Source organism: Litoreibacter ascidiaceicola (assembly GCF_900129235.1).
In the GTDB taxonomy this organism is placed as follows: domain Bacteria; phylum Pseudomonadota; class Alphaproteobacteria; order Rhodobacterales; family Rhodobacteraceae; genus Litoreibacter; species Litoreibacter ascidiaceicola.
Map to the genome: position 1 here is coordinate 584,646 of NZ_FQUV01000001.1, position 18,300 is coordinate 602,945.

General features: G+C 60.3%; 16 protein-coding genes. 8 read left to right on the forward strand and 8 right to left on the reverse strand.

Annotated features, from left to right (window positions below; translation table 11 throughout):
• Positions 1 to 28: 28 nt before the first annotated feature.
• On the forward strand, positions 29 to 505 hold the full coding sequence (locus tag BUB72_RS02765; RefSeq protein ID WP_073140185.1) for a DUF4174 domain-containing protein: 477 nt from the start codon (positions 29 to 31) through the stop codon (positions 503 to 505).
• A gap of 119 nt (positions 506 to 624) precedes the next feature.
• On the opposite strand, the gene BUB72_RS02770 is transcribed toward BUB72_RS02765, so the two are convergent.
• The 8 genes from BUB72_RS02770 to BUB72_RS02800 all read right to left on the reverse strand — a co-directional run bounded on the left by BUB72_RS02770 (position 625) and on the right by BUB72_RS02800 (position 7,109).
• Positions 625 to 1,203 (reverse strand): hypothetical protein, encoded by a 579-nt coding sequence (locus tag BUB72_RS02770; protein WP_073140188.1) that lies wholly within the window; start codon positions 1,201 to 1,203, stop codon positions 625 to 627.
• Between the two features lie 6 nt (positions 1,204 to 1,209).
• On the reverse strand, positions 1,210 to 3,210 hold the full coding sequence (locus BUB72_RS02775) for an acetyl-CoA carboxylase biotin carboxylase subunit (RefSeq protein WP_073140191.1): 2,001 nt from the start codon (positions 3,208 to 3,210) through the stop codon (positions 1,210 to 1,212).
• Between the two features lie 114 nt (positions 3,211 to 3,324).
• Positions 3,325 to 3,525, reverse strand: a complete 201-nt coding sequence (locus tag BUB72_RS02780) for a hypothetical protein (protein ID WP_073140194.1) — start codon at positions 3,523 to 3,525, stop codon at positions 3,325 to 3,327.
• Between the two features lie 355 nt (positions 3,526 to 3,880).
• The gene (locus tag BUB72_RS02785) at positions 3,881 to 4,240 is read right to left on the reverse strand and encodes a hypothetical protein (RefSeq protein WP_073140197.1); all 360 of its coding nucleotides are present in this window, start codon (positions 4,238 to 4,240) and stop codon (positions 3,881 to 3,883) included.
• A 189-nt stretch (positions 4,241 to 4,429) separates the two neighbouring features.
• A complete protein-coding gene (locus BUB72_RS19150) occupies positions 4,430 to 4,561 on the reverse strand; it encodes a hypothetical protein (protein ID WP_281250176.1) in 132 nt (43 codons plus the stop codon).
• 214 nt (positions 4,562 to 4,775) lie between these two features.
• Positions 4,776 to 5,177, reverse strand: coding sequence for a DUF6497 family protein (locus BUB72_RS02790; protein WP_073140200.1), 402 nt, complete (start codon positions 5,175 to 5,177; stop codon positions 4,776 to 4,778).
• A complete protein-coding gene (locus tag BUB72_RS02795; protein ID WP_073140204.1) occupies positions 5,174 to 5,569 on the reverse strand; it encodes a RidA family protein in 396 nt (131 codons plus the stop codon). Before BUB72_RS02795 ends, BUB72_RS02790 begins: the two co-directional genes overlap by 4 nt.
• 7 nt (positions 5,570 to 5,576) lie before the next feature.
• The gene (locus BUB72_RS02800; RefSeq protein WP_073140207.1) at positions 5,577 to 7,109 is read right to left on the reverse strand and encodes an acyl-CoA carboxylase subunit beta; all 1,533 of its coding nucleotides are present in this window, start codon (positions 7,107 to 7,109) and stop codon (positions 5,577 to 5,579) included.
• 173 nt (positions 7,110 to 7,282) lie between these two features.
• On the opposite strand from BUB72_RS02800, the gene BUB72_RS02805 reads away from it, so the two are divergent.
• The 7 genes from BUB72_RS02805 (at position 7,283) to BUB72_RS02835 (ending at position 18,298) form a co-directional block, all read left to right on the forward strand.
• Positions 7,283 to 8,497, forward strand: a complete 1,215-nt coding sequence (locus tag BUB72_RS02805; RefSeq protein WP_073140210.1) for a multidrug effflux MFS transporter — start codon at positions 7,283 to 7,285, stop codon at positions 8,495 to 8,497.
• Between the two features lie 58 nt (positions 8,498 to 8,555).
• Positions 8,556 to 9,935, forward strand: a complete 1,380-nt coding sequence (locus BUB72_RS02810) for a helix-turn-helix domain-containing protein (protein ID WP_073140213.1) — start codon at positions 8,556 to 8,558, stop codon at positions 9,933 to 9,935.
• Positions 9,935 to 10,732 carry an alpha/beta hydrolase gene (locus BUB72_RS02815; RefSeq protein ID WP_073140216.1) on the forward strand — a complete coding sequence of 266 codons (798 nt, stop codon included), beginning with the start codon at positions 9,935 to 9,937 and terminating at the stop codon, positions 10,730 to 10,732. Before BUB72_RS02810 ends, BUB72_RS02815 begins: the two co-directional genes overlap by 1 nt.
• 10 nt (positions 10,733 to 10,742) lie before the next feature.
• The gene (locus BUB72_RS02820) at positions 10,743 to 11,873 is read left to right on the forward strand and encodes an alpha-hydroxy acid oxidase (protein WP_073140512.1); all 1,131 of its coding nucleotides are present in this window, start codon (positions 10,743 to 10,745) and stop codon (positions 11,871 to 11,873) included.
• Positions 11,874 to 12,006: 133 nt separating this feature from the next.
• On the forward strand, positions 12,007 to 15,450 hold the full coding sequence (locus BUB72_RS02825; RefSeq protein ID WP_073140219.1) for a pyruvate carboxylase: 3,444 nt from the start codon (positions 12,007 to 12,009) through the stop codon (positions 15,448 to 15,450).
• Positions 15,451 to 15,579: 129 nt separating this feature from the next.
• Positions 15,580 to 16,383 (forward strand): phosphodiesterase, encoded by an 804-nt coding sequence (locus tag BUB72_RS02830; RefSeq protein ID WP_073140222.1) that lies wholly within the window; start codon positions 15,580 to 15,582, stop codon positions 16,381 to 16,383.
• Positions 16,384 to 16,465: 82 nt separating this feature from the next.
• On the forward strand, positions 16,466 to 18,298 hold the full coding sequence (locus tag BUB72_RS02835) for a M3 family oligoendopeptidase (RefSeq protein WP_073140225.1): 1,833 nt from the start codon (positions 16,466 to 16,468) through the stop codon (positions 18,296 to 18,298).
• The last annotated feature ends 2 nt before the right edge of the window (positions 18,299 to 18,300 follow it).

Here is an 18,300-nt window from a genome sequence, read left to right on the forward strand (position 1 = left end):
CCCTATATTAGGGGCAGAGGGAGCCTTCATGAAACACGCTATCTTATTTGTTTTATCTGCATTTTTTGCCACCCAGACCTCGGCCGCCGGGTTGCCCGAAAACGTGTTGGACGACCCCACCGCAATTGGCCCATATGATGCAGTTGAGGCGAATTTGAGCGATTTTCTCTGGCTCAGACGCGCCGTTGTGGTGTTTGCCGACACCCCGGCCGATCCGCGTTTCACCCGCCAGATCGAGCTTTTGGAGGCGCGACCGGACCCCCTGATTGACCGCGATGTGGTGATCCTGATCGACTCAGACCCTAAAAACCCGTCCGAAATTCGCAACACACTGCGTCCGCGCGGGTTCATGATGGTGCTGATCGGTAAGGATGGCGAGGTGGAGCTGCGCAAGCCATCCCCGTGGGATGTGCGCGAAATCACCCGCGCCATCGACAAGATGCCACTGCGCTTGCAGGAACTCCGCGACAGACGGGCGGCGCAAGACGCCGAATTGAACGATTGAGCTCCTGCTTCATTGCGCATTAACGCAAAGGTACCTATATTAGTCGCAGGAACGGCATACTGCCCGACCGTAGACCCAAGAGGTGAGTGATATGTCCAAGACACCAAAATCTCCGCCCCCTATGACTGGTCAGACGGGCCCGCGACCCGGCTACTAGGGTTAGGCTCACGGCCCGTGCTGACGCGTAACGCGCGCAGGGCTCTTTCTCCACGTGCCAATGCTTCCTGCTTCAGGGCAATGTAGTCTGTATACATGCCGATGCGCTGCACCTGATCCATTTCCCGAAATAAATCGGACCGCAAGTCGTCGATGATCGCATCCACCGCGAACACCTGATTGTAGTAACCGACGACCGGCTGGATAACCTCCTCCGGCAGCAGATGAATTTCCGCAACAAGCGCCGAAAACACCGTATCGTTGCGCTCGCTGGGCACCACGGGCGTGTAGCTGTCGTCATCTTCCATGGCACCGACAATGCGCTGCCACGTGGCCGTCAGGTCAAACTGCTTCAACGTCACCACGTAGTGGTCGATCTCCGCAATCAACGCGGTCTGCACATCCTGCATCTTCTCCAGACGCCGCCGCCGCTCCCGCAGCCGGTTGCGATGGCCGTTATAAACCCACCCCACCGCCAAGAAGAGCCCGCCGACAACTGCCTGCTGCACCCTTGGGTCGATGATGTTGTCGAAAACGGCCATCGCGGTCTATTCAAACTCCATGATGATGTCGTCCACTGCCAGATTATCGCCGGCATCCGCGTTGATCTTGGAGACCTTCCCCTTGCGCTCCGCACGCAGGATGTTCTCCATCTTCATCGCCTCGACAGTGCACAGCGCTTGGCCTTCCTGCACCTCGTCACCGACTTTCACGTCCACTTTGACAATCAAACCCGGCATCGGGCAGAGCAGCAGCTTGGAAGTGTCCGGTGGCGTCTTCTCAAGCATCAAGGATGCCAGTTCAGCCTGACGCGGCGTGCGCACATGCACTTTCAGGTCCGCGCCACGGTGGCGCATCCGGAACCCGCCAGAGATCTTTTCGACCTTCAGCACCAGCTTCTCGCCATCGACCTTCAGCTTGGCAAGGCTGTCGCCCGGCGTCCAGTCCGAGGAGACACGTTGCTTGGTGCCGTCGGCGTGCTTCACGGTCGCGCCCTTTTTGTCGGCCTTGATCTTCACCTCAAAGCGCTCGCCTTGCAGGGTCACGACCCAATCCTTGCCCACCTTGCGGCGGTGGTTGTCCATGGTGCCGGAAATCCGCGCGCGGCGGATTTCGGCAACGCGGTGCATAGCCGCCGCCGAGGACGCAATGCGTGCCAAGGTCTCTTTCGGCAGCTCCACCCCCATGAAACCCTCAGGATATTCTTCCTCGATAAACGCAGTGGTGATGTCGCCGGACACAAACTTCGGATGGTCCATAACAGCGGCGCAGAACGGCAGGTTGTGGCCAATGCCTTCCACTTCGAAGCTGTCCAGAGCCACACGCATATGCTCGATGGCTTCCGCGCGGGTTGGCCCCCAAGAACACAGCTTGGCGATCATCGGGTCGTAATACATCGAAATCTCGCCGCCCTCATACACCCCCGTATCATTGCGCACGGCGCGCTTGTCATTGTGCTTCTCAGCCGGTGGACGGTAGCGGGTCAGGCGGCCAATCGACGGCAGGAAGCCGCGATACGGGTCTTCCGCGTAAAGCCGCGATTCCATCGCCCAGCCGTTCAGCTTGATGTCTTTCTGTTTCAGCTTCAGCTTCTCGCCATAGGCCACGCGGATCATCTGCTCGACCAAGTCGACACCGGTAATCAGCTCCGTCACCGGATGCTCCACCTGCAAACGGGTGTTCATCTCAAGGAAGTAGAAGTTGCGGTCGCCATCGACGATAAATTCAACCGTACCGGCAGAGGTATAACCAACCGCCTGCGCCAAGGCACAGGACTGCTCGCCCATCGCCTTTCGGGTCGCCTCGTCCAGAAACGGCGATGGCGCTTCCTCGATCACCTTCTGCTGGCGACGCTGGATCGAACATTCCCGCTCGCCCAGATAAATGCTGTTGCCATGCGCGTCGGCCAGAACCTGAATTTCAATGTGACGCGGCTGGGTGACAAACTTCTCGATGAAAATGCGGTCATCACCAAAGGAACTCGCCGCCTCGTTCTTGGAGGACTGAAACCCCTCACGGGCCTCGTCGTCATTCCATGCAATCCGCATTCCCTTGCCGCCGCCACCGGCGGAGGCCTTAATCATCACCGGATAGCCGATTTCCTTCGAAATCTTCACCGCTTCTTCAGCGTCCTCGATCAGCCCCATATGCCCCGGAACCGTGGACACGTTGGCCTCTTGGGCGATCTTCTTGGAGGTGATCTTGTCCCCCATTTTCTCGATCGCGCCAACAGGTGGTCCGATGAAGGCGACGCCGGCGGCTTCCAACGCTTCCGCAAACTTGGAGTTTTCCGACAAGAACCCGTACCCCGGATGCACGGCCTCTGCCCCCGTCTCCTTGATCGCCGCCATCACTTTGTCGATAACGATGTAGGATTGATTGGCTGGGGGTGGCCCGATATGCACCGCCTCATCTGCCATTTGCACATGCATCGCTTGCGCATCGGCATCCGAATATATCGCCACCGTTTTGATACCCATCTTGCGGGCGGTCTTGATGACACGGCAGGCAATTTCACCACGGTTGGCGATCAGGATTTTCTTGAACATTAGGTCAGGTCCCCTCTTGCCCAGCCCATCGGCTGGGGGTCTTGCATCAAAAAAGGCCGGGGCGCGCATCTGCGCATCCCGGCCCTGTTGGTCTGGTTAGTGGTTGTCTGGTTATTACTTGCAGATGCCTGCGTCGTCGCAGAACACGCCTGCCGCGCCACCAAGGACAGCGCCCGTAACGGCGTTGCCACCTGTGGCCGAGGCGACGGCTGCACCTGCGCCTGCCCCGACAAGGCCGCGTTCGGCGTCGGAATCACAGGCTGACAGCGCGAAGGCTGCCGCAAAAAGGGTCGAGATGAGGAATGTCTTACGCATTGGAATTCTCCTTGATTGCTCTTAGAGACCCAACACCCGAATGCCTGAAAAAGTTTCAAAAACTTTCTAAATTTCTGAATTTGGCGGAATTCTGCGCGAACCGCAGGGGAGGCATCGGCACTTTGCCGCCCGCGCCTGCCCGCACAGAAAAAAAGAGGTCTGCCCAAACGAGCAGACCTCTTCAGAGGGGAAGGGTAACGGTTTTGTACATGCAGGCGCATCTCTGTGCTGGAGGGACTAACCTGCCCAGCGACGATGCGGCATGCGGCAGGTTGAGCAAACTCGATTACTGCCGTAGCGTCAATTTGAGCATTAATTCGCTTAAATCGCTCATATGTCAGCGCAATTTTGCCCATTATTCGATGAATTCTTCAGCAAATGCGTTCGGGAACGTGCCTTGTACGCGGCGGATGTCTATGCGCAGCAGCGCTTCGTAGCTTGCAGGATCGAACGGATCCTCCGCCGGGACGACTTCGCGACCGAAGAGCCAGCTCAACCGCCCGGCATCAAGGTTGCCACGCTCGAACGGCTCCTCACCGAAATGCTGCACCAAAGCCCACATGAATCCGGCATCAGCTCGCCGGTCCATCGGACGCCGGTCTGCATAGCGTTCGCGCTTGGTTAAAGGAGTGGCCCCGTCCTTGTTATCGCGACGGATGGTAAACTGGAAATCCGTTCCCGGCAGCCGCGAGGGAAAGCCCTTGTGCTTTAACATGGTGTCACCTTTGAGCGTATGTCGTGCATCCCGCGTTCTGACACGCGCGCATGCGAACGGGTCGCGCGGGCGCGAGTTACGGGACGGGTATCACTATTGAAAATGGAGTGGGCCGCGCGCGCTGGCTGCGCTGTCAGGCCGGTAGGGTTTTGCGGGGCGATGCGGAAAGCCCGCCCCGCAAATGTAGTTTTAGTATTTGTTGTATGCTGGTTCAGCAGCAACTGGCTCAATGATAACAACTTCTTCTTCTTGCTGGCCGCCGCATGCTGCGACGATTGCGACGAAGCCGAAGGCTGCGAGTGCTTTGATGCTCTTGGACATCTGAGTCTCCTGTTTTGGTATGGCGAATCATTAATGAGGCTAATCCCCACTCCTTCATCGCACACATTACGGGTCACAGAAATGTAACCTTCCCGCAAGGTAGCCGTTCCATTGGCAAAAAAATATATCTTCGATGTGTCTCTTACGCGATGTGTTGCGATTGCATCATCCGCGCCACAGCTTGAACTAAACTGGCCAACATATTGTGTTTTCGTCATAATCCACCCCAAACACAGGTGCCATCCACGACCGTGAACAGATCGAAATATTGCACCACATTCGGCGCGGATTCGCCGAATGGCATTGCTTCTGATGCAACAGAGACAACAATTTCACGGGCATTGGGCGCTGATTCCGCAACAATTCGAAGCCCTTCACTTTCACAGAGCGCTTGAAAATCGGATTCGATGACATCGAATCCGAACTGTTTTTGGTCCACAATTTGTGGTGCAAGCAGCCGCATGCGCACTATACGGCGCGCCGCATCATCGACGCCGGATGGCTCGAACAGCACTTCTTGGGGCAAATACTCCACCGCTGAGACGGCCTGCAACGGAGCTTGATCCGCCGAAGCCGCCCCCGTCGCGATCCCCAGTATCAGCGCCGCAAGTTTCATTCAGGTCGCCTCGCGATGCAGTCAATTTCCACCAAGGCCCCGACCGCCAAAGCCGTCACCCCCACCGTCGTGCGCGCAGGCAATCTGTCGGCCGGGAAGAAGCTTTTGTAGGTTTCGTTGAACACCGCATAATCCCGCTCGAACTCGGTCAGAAAGCAGCGACATTGCACAACATGGCTCAGGTCCAGCCCGACGCCCTTCAGCACAGTCTCGAGGTTCAACATCACCTGACGCGTCTGCGCCTCCACGCCGTCGTCCAGCGGGTCCGTGGTGGCCCCTCCCGGCTTGGTCGGCATCTGTCCGGTCAGGATCACCCAACCATCAGATTCAACCGCATGAGAGAACGGAGCTACATGCGTGGGCGCGTCGGAGATGTTGTGAAATTCGGTCATCACGCCCTCACAACGGTATATTGTCGTGTTTCTTCCACGGGTTTGTCACCGACTTGCCCCGCAGCGACGCGAAAGCCCGCGCGATCCGTTTGCGGGTGGAGTGCGGCATGATCACCTCGTCAATGAAGCCCTTCTCGGCGGCCACGAACGGGTTCGCAAAGCGGTCCTCGTAGTCAGCAGTTCGCGCCGCGATCTTCTCGGCATCCCCCAACTCGGCGCGGTACAGGATTTCGACCGCCCCTTTGGCCCCCATCACCGCGATCTCGGCGGTGGGCCATGCGTAGTTAAAGTCGCCACGCAGGTGTTTGGACGCCATCACGTCATAGGCGCCGCCATAGGCTTTGCGGGTAATCACGGTCACTTTCGGCACGGTCGCCTCACCATAGGCAAACAGCAATTTCGCGCCGTGCTTGATCACGCCGCCATATTCCTGAGACGTCCCCGGCAGGAACCCCGGCACGTCCACAAGCGTCAGGATCGGAATTTCGAACGCATCGCAGAACCGCACAAACCGCGCCGCCTTGCGCGAGCTGTCAATGTCGAGACACCCCGCCAGTACCATCGGCTGGTTGGCGACAACACCGACGGACTGCCCTTCGAGGCGGATAAAGCCAGTCAGGATATTCTTGGCGAAGTCCTCCTGAATCTCGAAGAAGTCGCCTTCGTCCGCCAACTTGGTGATCAGCTCTTTCATGTCATACGGGCTGTTCGCATTGCTTGGCACCAGCGTATCAAGGCTGTCCTCGATCCGCGCCGGATCATCAAAGAACGGGCGCACGGGCGCCTTCTGGCGGTTGTTCAGCGGCAGGAAATCCACCAAGCGGCGCACTTCGGCCAACGCTTCCACATCGTTCTCGAACGCGCCATCGGCCACGGAGGACTTGCGCGTATGCGTAGATGCCCCACCCAGTTCCTCGGCAGTCACCACCTCGTTGGTCACGGTCTTCACCACGTCGGGGCCGGTGACGAACATGTAGGACGAATCCTTCACCATGAAGATGAAGTCGGTCATCGCAGGCGAATACACGGCACCACCCGCGCATGGCCCCATGATCAAGCTGATCTGCGGCACCACGCCGGATGCCATGATGTTGCGCTGGAACACTTCGGCGTATCCGGCCAAAGACGCCACCCCTTCTTGGATGCGCGCACCGCCGGAATCGTTGATCCCGATCACCGGCGCGCCGTTCTGCACCGCCATGTCCTGTATCTTGCAAATCTTCTGCGCGTGGGTTTCCGACAGCGAGCCGCCAAACACCGTAAAGTCTTGGGAAAACACGTAAACCAGCCGCCCGTTGATGGTGCCCCAACCTGTCACGACGCCGTCGCCGGCGGGGCGGTCTTTCTCCATCCCGAACTCGGTGCAGCGATGCGCCACGAACATGTCGAACTCTTCAAAGCTGTCTTCGTCCAGCAGCAGCTCGATCCGCTCACGTGCCGTCAGTTTGCCCTTGGCGTGCTGAGCCGCAATGCGGCGCTCCCCACCTCCAAGGCGGGCCGTCTCGCGGCGGTCTTCCAATTCGCTTAGGATATCTTTCATGGCGCGGGCCTCCCTAATAAGTTGCGCAGAACCTACACCCGCGCCGCGTTGCGGCAAAGGTCGAAACGGCAAATTTGCAAACTAAGCAAACCCATCATGTAGAATACTGCAAAACTGCAAATTATCTGAACTAACGGGTTCACCTTCCAAATTCGCCGTCTTATCGTCGGCTCATGAGTTATTCGTCCGCGCGCCTATTTAATCGCGCCACTCCGCCACATATCGTAACGCTCGTGCTCCTCGCTGGGGTCTCGGCAATGAATATGTCGATATTCCTGCCGTCGCTGCCGGTGATGACGCAGGCTTTCGACACCGAATACGGCGTCATGCAGCTGTCGATCTCGCTGTATCTGGCTTTCACCGCAGCGCTCCAAATCATCATCGGCCCGCTATCGGACCGTTTTGGCCGCCGGCCCATCGTTTTAGGGGCGCTGGCGATTTTCGCGATGGCTTCGCTCGGATGTTACCTGTCGACGACGATCGAGATGTTTCTGACCTTCCGCATGATCGCGGCCTCTGTCGCGGTCGGCATGGTGATGTCGCGCACCATCGTGCGCGACGTGGTCCCTATGGCCGAGGCCGCGTCGATGATCGGTTACGTCACCATGGGCATGTCGCTGGTGCCCATGTTTGCCCCCACCATCGGTGGCTTCATTGATGAAATCTTCGGTTGGCGCGCGATCTTCCTGTTCACTTTCGCCGCCGGAACGGGCTTGACACTGCTGTGCTGGGCCGATCAGGGCGAAACCAATCAGGCGAAATCCGTTAGCTTTATGGCGCAGATCAAGGACTATCCGGAGCTGTTCACCTCCCCTCGTTTCTGGGGTTACGCCCTGTCCGCCGCCTTCGCCTCGGGCGCATTCTTCGCCTTCCTTGGCGGCTCCCCCTATGTGGCCTCCGTGGTGTACGAGCTGCCTTCCACCACCACGCGATACCTTTTCGGGGTGCCCGCGGTGGGTTATTTCGTCGGCAACCTGATATCCGGGCGCTATTCCGTCAGCATCGGTGTAAACCGCATGATCCTGATCGGCAGCCTCCTGCTGGTCTTCGGAATGGCGGCATCTTTGTTTGTGACAGCAATCGGTTACGGCTCGGCCTTCACCTTCTTTGCCTTTTGTACCTTTGTGGGTCTCGGCAATGGCATGGTGCTGCCAAATGCCACCGCAGGCCTTTTATCCGTCCGCCCGCATCTGGCTGGCACGGCCTCCGGCGTCGGCGGGGCCATCATGATCGGCGGCGGCGCAGCGCTCGCAGCCCTTTCCGGCACCTTGCTGGAACACGGCCATGGCAGCTATCCGTTGCAATGGGTCATGCTGCTGAGCGCAGTTGCCAGCCTCGTATCCGTCCTGCTGGTCCTGCGCCGCGAGAAAGCGGTTCGCCGCGCTTGAGCCACAGCTTTGCAAAGGCTATGACGTGACATAGCAAAACTGCAAAGGCATGCCGGATATGGCCCCACGCAAACTCTACGCGGGCACCAAGCTGCGCGAACTGCGAACCCGTATGGGGCTGACCCAAAAGGCCTTTGCAGCCAAACTGGGCGTGTCACTGCCCTATCTCAACCAGATGGAGAACAACAATCGGCCGGTCTCCACATCCGTGGTCCTCGCCATGGCAAGCGAGTTCGGCTTCGATGTCACCGAGCTGTCCAGCGGCGATGCAGAGCGCATGGTCACCGATATGTCCGAAGCCCTGTCCGACCCGATCTTCGCCGAAATCGCCCCGCCTTTGGCTGATCTACGCCTTGCCGCATCGAATGCGCCTGCGCTGTCGCGTGCCTTCATCGAGTTGCACCGCGCCTACCGCCAAACTCACGAACGCCTCGCCTCTCTGGACGAGGTTTTGGGGCAGGAAGCAACGAATTTGCAGCCCAGCCCATGGGAAGAGGTCCGGGACTTCTTTCACTATTGCGACAATTACATCGACGCCGTGGACCGTGCCGCTGAGCGTTTTGCAAGCACCATCGAGGGTGACATCCTGCGAGCATCAAACCTCAACTTCGAGCTGCAATTCACTGACAGTAAAACCCTTCGCCGATACGATCCTGTCGCGAATGCACTCCGCCTTGCCGCCAGTTCAACGCCCTCCACGCAGCGCTTCCAGCTGCTGCACCAAATTGCCCTTCTCGAACAAAACGAGCTTTTGGACGCCACTTTGGACCTCGCCCGCTTCCAAACCGACGCCGCGCGCCATATCGCCAAGATCGGGCTGGCCAACTACTTCGCGGGCGCGGCCCTCATGCCCTACACCGCGTTTCTGGAAGCCGCTCAGACCACACGTCACGACCTAGAGCAATTGGCGGACCAATTCGGCGCATCCATCGAGCAGGTCGCCCACCGCCTCTCCACCCTGCAACGCCCCGGTGCCAAGGGCATTCCGTTCTTCTTCGTGCGCGTCGATCAGGCAGGCACCATCACCAAACGCCATTCCGCCACGCGCCTGCAATTCGCCCGTTTCGGTGGCCCCTGCCCCTTGTGGAACGTGCATCGCGCGTTCGAAACCCCCGGCCGGTTCCTGCGTCAACTGGCCGAAACGCCGGATGGCGTGCGCTACATCTCCATCGCCCGCGACGTCTCCAAACCCGGTGGCAGCTTCACCGCACCCACCCGCCGCTACGCGATCGCCTTGGGCTGCGAGATGACCCATGCCAGCGCTTTGGTCTATGCCGACGACATGCTCCCTGCCAGCCCGCAAGCTTTTGAACCCATTGGCATCTCCTGCCGCATCTGCCCGCGCCGCGACTGCCACCAACGCTCCGTCCCGCCGCTTGAAAGCAAACTCAGCGTCGATCATGACCAACGCGGCACGCTGCCTTACACGGTCGAATAATGCGCCTGTTGCTGCGCGCGATTGTCCTGCTGGCGCTGTTCTTCGGCATCTATTTCACGCTGGAGCGTCTTGTCGTCTACCCATTGGATCCACGCGCCATCGCCCCGTCCGACGCCCGCATCTCCGAGACCAAACTCGGTGGCATGGTCATCTGGACTGCCCCGCCTAAACGCGGCAAGCCAACGATCCTCTATCTGCACGGCAACGCGGGCCACATCGCCAAGCGCACCGCACGGTTCCAACGGCTGATGGATCGCGGCTACGGCCTCGTGGCCCCGTCCTTGCGCGGCGGTAATGGCAGCAAGGGCTGGCCGACCGAAAAAGCCATCACCAACGATATTCGTGACCTGTACCGCGCGCTTACTGCCGGTCACATAACCGGCGCGCCCACCGTCCCGATCATCTACGGGGAGAGCATTGGCGCCGCCGTCGCGATCAGTCTGAGCGCAAGCTACATGATGGACCACGGCACACCGCGCCCTCGTGCCATTGTGCTGGAGGCTCCGTTCACCTCCCTCAAGGACGTCGCGGCGCATATGCATCCGCAACTGCCGCTGGCAACGGGCCTGATGCTCAGCCGGTGGCCATCGCTTGAGCGCATCCCGCAAGTCAAATCGCCGCTTCTGATCCTGCACGGCACCAAGGATAACCTGATCCCGATCTCCATGGGCCGCGCCCTACTCGCTGCCGCAGGCTCCGCACAAAAGGAGCTTTACGCAGTCCAAGGCGCGGGCCATATCAATATGTGGACTGGCGATGCGCAGCGTCGGCTCTACAAGTTTCTAAGCCAGTTCTGAGGTCGCCATGATGGATCACCACGCAAAATACCCCGACCTCTCCGACCTCAAGGCTCGCGCCCGCAAGCGTATCCCGCATTTCGTCTGGGAATATCTAGACAGCGCCACGGGCCAAGAGGCCACATTGAAGCGCAACCGCACCAAGCTCGACGAGGTGCTGTTGCGCCCCTCCATTCTGCATGGCGAGTTCACGCCCGAGCTGTCCACAACCTTCCTTGGCCGCGACTACAAGCTGCCCTTTGGCATCGCGCCCGTCGGCATGTCCGGGCTGATCTGGCCCGGCGCGGAACGACTGCTGGCCCAAGAAGCCGCCCGCCAAGGTATCCCATATTCCATGTCCACTGTCGCAACTCAGACACCCAAGGACGTGGCCCCGTATCTGGGCGAGGATGCGTGGTTCCAGATGTATCCCCCCCGCGACCCCGACATTCGCAAAGACATGATGAAACGCGCCAAAGCGGCAGGTTTCAACACGCTGATCATGACTGTCGACGTCCCCGTGGCCTCCCGGCGCGAACGCCAGACCCGTGGCGGCCTGACCCAGCCCCCGCGCCTGACCGGAAGGCTGGCGATGCAGGCGGCGCTGCGCCCCGCGTGGCTCAACGGCATCCGCAAAACCGGCATGCCCCGCATGAAGCTGATGGACAGCTACGCAGAGCAGACCACCAGCCTGTCCTCGACCGAGCATGTCGGCTACCTGCTGCGCACCTCGCCCGGCTGGGATTACGTCAAATACCTGCGCGACGAATGGGACGGCCCGCTGATCATCAAAGGCGTCTGCAACGCCGACGACGCGGCGCGGCTGCAAGACGAAGGCGTAGACGCTCTCTGGGTCTCCAACCACGCTGGCCGCCAGTTCGACGGCGGCCCGTCCACCATCGAGGCCCTCCCCCATGTCCGCGCCGCCACCACCCTGCCGCTGATCTTCGACAGTGGTATCGAGGGAGGTTTGGACATCCTGCGGGCCATCGCCCATGGCGCGGATTTCGTCATGCTGGGCCGCCCGTGGCATTATGCATTGGGCGCATTGGGCGATGCCGGACCCGCCCATTTGGCCGATATGCTGGCTAAGGACATGGTCTCCAACATGGGCCAGCTGGGCACGAAAACCCTGAAAGAGCTGCCAGCCCGTCTGTTGTGAGCGCAGACAAACAAGGGCTCCAGCATCTTGTTAGCGCCAACAGAAATTTGCGGCTACCCAGTCGTAGCTAGTTTACGCACCGCCCCTTTGCCCCTATTCATGCTGCAACTGCACAAATAGGGGTCCTTCTGCCATGGCCGATTTTCAGAAAATTCTTATCGCAAACCGCGGCGAAATTGCCATTCGCGTCATGCGCGCCGCCAACGAAATGGGCAAGAAAACCGTCGCCGTCTATGCCGAGGAGGACAAGCTGGGCCTGCACCGTTTCAAAGCGGACGAGGCCTACAAGATCGGCGAAGGCCTTGGACCCGTGGCCGCCTATCTCAGCATTGAGGAAATCATCCGCGTCGCCAAAATGTCCGGCGCAGACGCGATCCATCCGGGCTATGGCCTGCTGTCCGAAAACCCCGAATTCGTTGACGCCTGTGACGAAGCTGGCATCAAGTTCATCGGTCCCAAGGCCGAAACCATGCGCGCGCTTGGCGATAAGGCTTCCGCCCGCCAAGTGGCCGTAGACGCGGGCGTTCCGGTGATCCCCGCGACGGGCGTTCTGGGCGACGACATGGACGCCATCAAGAAAGAGGCCGCGAAGGTCGGCTACCCCCTGATGCTCAAAGCCTCTTGGGGTGGTGGTGGTCGCGGGATGCGCGCCATCAACTCCGAAGACGAGCTGGAAGAAAAGGTGCTTGAAGGCCGCCGCGAAGCCGAAGCCGCTTTCGGAAACGCCGCAGGTTTCCTTGAAAAAATGATCGTCCGCGCCCGTCACGTCGAGGTCCAGATCCTCGGCGACAGCCACGGCGAAATCTACCACTTGTACGAGCGTGACTGCTCGGTTCAGCGCCGCAACCAGAAAGTCGTTGAACGCGCCCCTGCCCCCTATCTGTCAGGCACGCAGCGCGAGCAGATCTGCCAGCTCGGCAAGAAAATCTGCGAACACGTGAATTACGAATGCGCAGGCACCGTCGAATTCCTGATGGATATGGACAGCGGCGAGTTTTACTTCATTGAGGTGAACCCCCGTGTTCAGGTCGAGCACACCGTCACCGAAGAAGTCACCGGCATCGACATCGTCCGCGCGCAGATCCTGATCGCCGAGGGCAAGTCCCTGATCGAGGCCACAGGTTGCGCGTCACAATATGATGTGAAGCTCGACGGCCACGCCCTGCAATGCCGCGTCACGACCGAGGACCCGCAAAACAACTTCATCCCTGACTATGGCCGCATCACCACCTACCGCTCTGCCACCGGCATGGGAATCCGTCTCGACGGCGGCACCGCCTATGCGGGTGCGGTGATCACACGCTATTATGACAGCTTGCTGACCAAGGTCACGGCATGGGCGCCGACGCCCGAAGCCGCGATCCGGCGCATGGACCGCGCGTTGCGCGAATTCCGCGTGCGCGGCGTGTCCACGAACATTGCCTTCGTGGAAAATCTGCTCAAGCATCCGACCTTCCTGAACTACGAGTACCACACCAAGTTCATCGACGAGACGCCGGAGCTGTTCGACTTCAAAAAGCGCCGCGACCGCGCAACAAAAATCCTGACCTACATCGCGGATATCTCGGTCAACGGCCACCCCGAGACCGAAGGCCGCCCCGTGCCAGCCGAAGCCCGCATCCCGCGCGCGCCGCAACCTGTGGGCCAGCCGGCCTACGGGACGCGCAACATTCTGGAGGATCATGGCCCCCAAGCCGTGGCCGATTGGATGGCAGACCAGAAACAACTGCTGATCACCGACACCACCATGCGCGACGGGCACCAATCGCTGCTCGCCACCCGCATGCGCTCCATCGACATGATCCGCGTCGCCCCGACCTATGCTGCGAACATGCCACAGCTGTTCTCCATGGAATGCTGGGGGGGGGCCACGTTCGACGTGGCCTACCGCTTCTTGCAGGAATGCCCGTGGCAGCGCCTGCGCGACCTGCGCGCGGCCATGCCCAACGTGATGACGCAAATGCTGCTGCGCGCGTCCAATGGCGTTGGATACACCAACTACCCCGACAACGTGGTGCGGGAATTCGTGCGTCAAGCCGCCGAAACCGGTGTCGACGTGTTCCGCGTGTTCGACAGCCTGAACTGGGTCGAAAACATGCGCGTGGCAATGGACGCCGTGAACGCCTCCGGCAAGGTCTGCGAAGGCGCGATCTGCTACACGGGCGACATCCTGAATCCCGACCGCGCAAAGTATAACCTGAAATACTATGTCGAAATGGGCAAACAGCTCAAAGACGCGGGCGCGCATGTACTGGGCCTCAAAGACATGGCGGGGCTGCTGAAACCCGCCTCTGCCAGCATCCTTGTAAAGGCCTTGAAAGAAGAGGTCGGCCTGCCGATCCACTTCCACACCCATGACACCGCAGGCGGCGCAATCGCGTCAATCCTCGCGGCGTCCGCCGCTGGTGTGGACGCCGTCGATTGCGCCATGGACGCGCTGTCGGGCAACACCTCTCAGGCGACCCTCGGCTCTGTGGTCGAGGCGCTGGCGCATACAGAGCGCGACACCGGCCTCGACATCAAAACCGTGCGCCAGATTTCCGACTATTGGGAAGCCGTGCGTGGTCAATATGCGGCGTTCGAGAGCGGCATGCAGGCCCCCGCCTCCGAGGTTTACCTGCATGAAATGCCCGGCGGGCAGTTCACCAACCTCAAGGCACAGGCGCGTTCCGTCGGGCTGGAGGAACGCTGGCACGAGGTCGCGCAAACCTATGCGGATGTGAACCAGATGTTCGGCGACATCGTGAAGGTAACGCCATCCTCAAAGGTGGTGGGTGACATGGCGTTGATGATGGTCTCCCAAGGCCTGACCCGTGCGCAGGTCGAGGACCCGAACACCGACGTGGCCTTCCCGGACAGTGTCATCGACATGATGCGCGGCAATCTGGGCCAACCTCCCGGCGGCTGGCCGAAGGCGATCCAGAAGAAAATCCTCAAGGGCGAGAAACCCATGACCCACCGCCCCGGCGAGAAGCTGGAGCCGGTCGATCTGGAAGCGGCCCGTGCCGAGGTCTCTGCAAAGCTGGGCGGCCGCGATATCGACAACGAAGACCTGAATGGCTACCTGATGTACCCCAAAGTTTTCACCGACTATGCCGAGCGCCATAAAATCTACGGCCCCGTGCGCACCTTGCCTACGCGGACCTTCTTTTACGGCATGGAGCCGGGCGAGGAGATCAGCGCCGAGATCGACCCGGGCAAAACGCTGGAAATCCGCATGCAGGCCGTGGGCGAAACCGACGACGCTGGCGACGCCAAGGTGTTTTTCGAGCTGAACGGCGCCCCGCGCGTGGTGCGCGTGCCAAACCGCAAGGCCAGCTCCGCCACCGCGCGGATGCCGAAGGCCGAAGTTGGCAACCCCAACCATATCGGCGCGCCGATGCCCGGAGTTGTGGCCACGGTCGCGGCCCGAGCCGGGGCCGAAGTCAAAGAGGGCGATCTGCTGTTGACCATCGAGGCGATGAAAATGGAAACCGGCATCCACGCCGAGCGCGACGCGATCATCAAGGCCGTACATGTCGTCCCCGGTGGGCAAATCGACGCCAAAGATCTGCTGATCGAGTTCGAAGAGGTCTGACCTAATTGTCGCCCGCTGTGCGGGCGGCATCATATTTTTGGAAGACTTGGACTAGCGGGCTGTGAAATGGCCCGCTAGGATTCGTTTGTGGCTCAGTTCGGAGCCTCCGGCGGGAATATTTGAACCAAGATGAAACTCCTTGTTTTGACAGACACCCACCTGGTTGAACCGGGTGAAGATATCATAGGGCTCAACCCTTCCGAGCGGCTCGCCGATGTGTTGGACCATGCATTGGAACACCATCCCGATGCCGCACGGATCGTCATCCTTGGGGATCTGACCCATCACGGGCGCGCTGTTCAATATGCGCGACTGAGAGACCTGCTGGCACGCGTAGACATTCCGGTTTCGCTGATGCTGGGCAACCACGACGACCGCGCCACATTTATCGCCGAATTTCCAGATGCGCCACTGACGACCTCCGGCCATGTCCAGCATGTGGTCGAGCTTGGCAGCCATCGTCTGATTTGCCTCGACAGTTTCGACGCGGATGCGACCCCTCGTCATTCCGGCATCCTGTGTGAGGCCCGCCTAGCCTGGCTGCGCAACACTCTAGAGACGGCCGACGGCGCGCCTGTCACATTGGCGCTGCACCACCCGCCCTTCCTGACCGGACTAGACGGCATGGATGATATTCGCCTACGCAACGAGGACGAGTTGCATGCCCTGATTGCAGAATTTCCCAACGTGGTGCAGCTGCTATGCGGGCACGTCCATCGCACCATCTCGGGCGGCGCGCGCGGCACTCCCTATGCGACCTTCAAGGGTACCTGTCATCAGACGCCGATGTATTTGGGCGTCGCTGGCAGCGATCATTCCATTGACGAGGCGGGCGGCTACGGGGTCGTCTTGTTCACCGATGACGGCGTCATCGTCCACAACGATGATCTTGCCCCGCGCGGCGCGCCGACAGTGGACGGTCATTCCGCCTGATCTCCACGAATTGTTCACCTTCGCCTTGTTGCCCCTGCCCCCCGCACATAAGTTGCGGGGGAACTCGAATAAAGGACTTCCCATGCGCACCCCATTCCTGCCCGTACCCAAAACTCCCCTTCGTGATTTGGCCGAAGGCGGCGGCGGATTGGGCAACCTGCCCGACTGGGATCTAAGCGACCTTTACACCGCCCCCGACGCCAAGGAATTCAAACGCGACATGGACTGGCTGGAGAACGCCTGCGCCGAGTTTGCCGCCGATTACGAAGGCAAGCTGGCCGATCTGGACGCCAAGGGCTTTTGGGATTGCGTGCTGCGGTATGAGAAAATCGACCTGATCTCCGGCCGCATCATGTCCTACGCAGGGCTGCGCTACTACCAAAACACCACCGACGCAGAACGCGCCCAGTTCATGGCCAACGCGCAGGACAAGATCACCGCGTTTTCCACGCCTTTGGTGTTTTTCTCGCTTGAAATCAACCGCATCCCTGACGAACAACTCGACGCGCTGTTCGCCCAAGACCCCGACCTCGCCCGCTACAAGCCCATTTTCGACCGCCTGCGCGCCATGCGCCCCTACCAGCTTTCCGACGAGTTGGAGAAGTTCCTTCATGACCAGTCTGCGGTCGGTGCAGCGGCATGGAACCGGCTGTTCGACGAGACCATCGCGGGGCTGAAGTTCGAGGTCGACGGCGAAGAGCTTGGCATCGAAGGCACCCTCAACCTGCTTACCGACCCCGACCGCGCCAAACGCGAGGCCGGTGCGCGCGAGCTGTCGCGGGTATTCGGCGAAAACGTGAAGCTGTTCTCCCGCGTTCACAACACGCTGGCGAAAGAGAAGCAGATCGAGGACCGCTGGCGTGGCATGCCGACGCCCCAAACCGGTCGCCACCTTGCCAACCATGTGGAGCCCGAGGTGGTCGAGGCCCTGCGCAACGCCGTCGTCGCCGCCTACCCCAAACTGTCGCACCGCTATTACGAGCTGAAGCGCAAATGGCTGGGTCTCGACGTCATGCAGGTCTGGGACCGCAACGCGCCCCTGCCGCTGGAAGACCCGCGCTTGGTGGGCTGGGAAGAGGCGCAAGCCACCGTGATGGAAGCCTATCACGACTTCGCCCCCGAGATGGCCGGTATCGCCGAGCCGTTCTTCAACCGCGGCTGGATCGACGCGGGCGTCAAGCCCGGCAAGGCCCCCGGCGCCTTCGCCCACCCCACCGTCGCCGACGTCCACCCCTATGTGATGCTCAACTATTTGGGCAAACCTCGTGACGTGATGACCCTCGCGCACGAGCTTGGCCACGGCGTCCATCAGGTGCTTGCCGCGGGTCAGGGTGAGCTGTTGTCCTCCACCCCGCTCACGCTGGCCGAAACCGCCTCCGTCTTCGGCGAGATGCTGACCTTCCGCAAGATGCTCTCCAAGGCGAAAACCCAAGCCGAGCGCAAAATCCTGCTCGCAGGCAAGGTCGAGGACATGATCAACACCGTCGTCCGCCAGATCGCCTTCTACGACTTCGAATGCAAACTCCACGAAGCCCGCAGCCATGGCGAGCTGACCCCCGACGATATCGGCGCTTTGTGGATGTCGGTGCAGGCGGAATCGCTTGGCCCTGCGTTCGAATACATGGACGGCTACGAGACCTTCTGGTCCTACGTCCCGCATTTCGTCCACTCGCCCTTCTACGTCTACGCCTACGCCTTCGGAGACGGCTTGGTAAATGCGCTTTATGCCGTCTACGAGGAAGGCGGGGACGACTTCCAGGACAAGTATTTCGACATGCTGAAAGCCGGAGGCTCCAAACACCACAAGGAGCTGCTGGCCCCGTTTGGTTTGGACGCGAGTGACCCGAAATTCTGGGGCAAGGGCCTGTCTATGATCTCGGGGATGATCGACGAGTTGGAGGCGATGGAGGGGTAACC

Coding starts and splice junctions, on each gene's coding strand:
- BUB72_RS02765 (WP_073140185.1), top strand. CDS start 29: ATGAAACACGCTATCTTATTTGTTTTATCTGCATTTTTTGCCACCCAG.
- BUB72_RS02835 (WP_073140225.1), top strand. CDS start 16,466: ATGCGCACCCCATTCCTGCCCGTACCCAAAACTCCCCTTCGTGATTTG.
- BUB72_RS02790 (WP_073140200.1), bottom strand. CDS start 5,177: ATGAAACTTGCGGCGCTGATACTGGGGATCGCGACGGGGGCGGCTTCG.
- BUB72_RS02785 (WP_073140197.1), bottom strand. CDS start 4,240: ATGTTAAAGCACAAGGGCTTTCCCTCGCGGCTGCCGGGAACGGATTTC.
- BUB72_RS02810 (WP_073140213.1), top strand. CDS start 8,556: ATGGCCCCACGCAAACTCTACGCGGGCACCAAGCTGCGCGAACTGCGA.
- BUB72_RS02795 (WP_073140204.1), bottom strand. CDS start 5,569: ATGACCGAATTTCACAACATCTCCGACGCGCCCACGCATGTAGCTCCG.
- BUB72_RS02820 (WP_073140512.1), top strand. CDS start 10,743: ATGGATCACCACGCAAAATACCCCGACCTCTCCGACCTCAAGGCTCGC.
- BUB72_RS02780 (WP_073140194.1), bottom strand. CDS start 3,525: ATGCGTAAGACATTCCTCATCTCGACCCTTTTTGCGGCAGCCTTCGCG.
- BUB72_RS02830 (WP_073140222.1), top strand. CDS start 15,580: ATGAAACTCCTTGTTTTGACAGACACCCACCTGGTTGAACCGGGTGAA.
- BUB72_RS02770 (WP_073140188.1), bottom strand. CDS start 1,203: ATGGCCGTTTTCGACAACATCATCGACCCAAGGGTGCAGCAGGCAGTT.
- BUB72_RS02815 (WP_073140216.1), top strand. CDS start 9,935: ATGCGCCTGTTGCTGCGCGCGATTGTCCTGCTGGCGCTGTTCTTCGGC.
- BUB72_RS02775 (WP_073140191.1), bottom strand. CDS start 3,210: ATGTTCAAGAAAATCCTGATCGCCAACCGTGGTGAAATTGCCTGCCGT.
- BUB72_RS02805 (WP_073140210.1), top strand. CDS start 7,283: ATGAGTTATTCGTCCGCGCGCCTATTTAATCGCGCCACTCCGCCACAT.
- BUB72_RS19150 (WP_281250176.1), bottom strand. CDS start 4,561: ATGTCCAAGAGCATCAAAGCACTCGCAGCCTTCGGCTTCGTCGCAATC.
- BUB72_RS02825 (WP_073140219.1), top strand. CDS start 12,007: ATGGCCGATTTTCAGAAAATTCTTATCGCAAACCGCGGCGAAATTGCC.
- BUB72_RS02800 (WP_073140207.1), bottom strand. CDS start 7,109: ATGAAAGATATCCTAAGCGAATTGGAAGACCGCCGCGAGACGGCCCGC.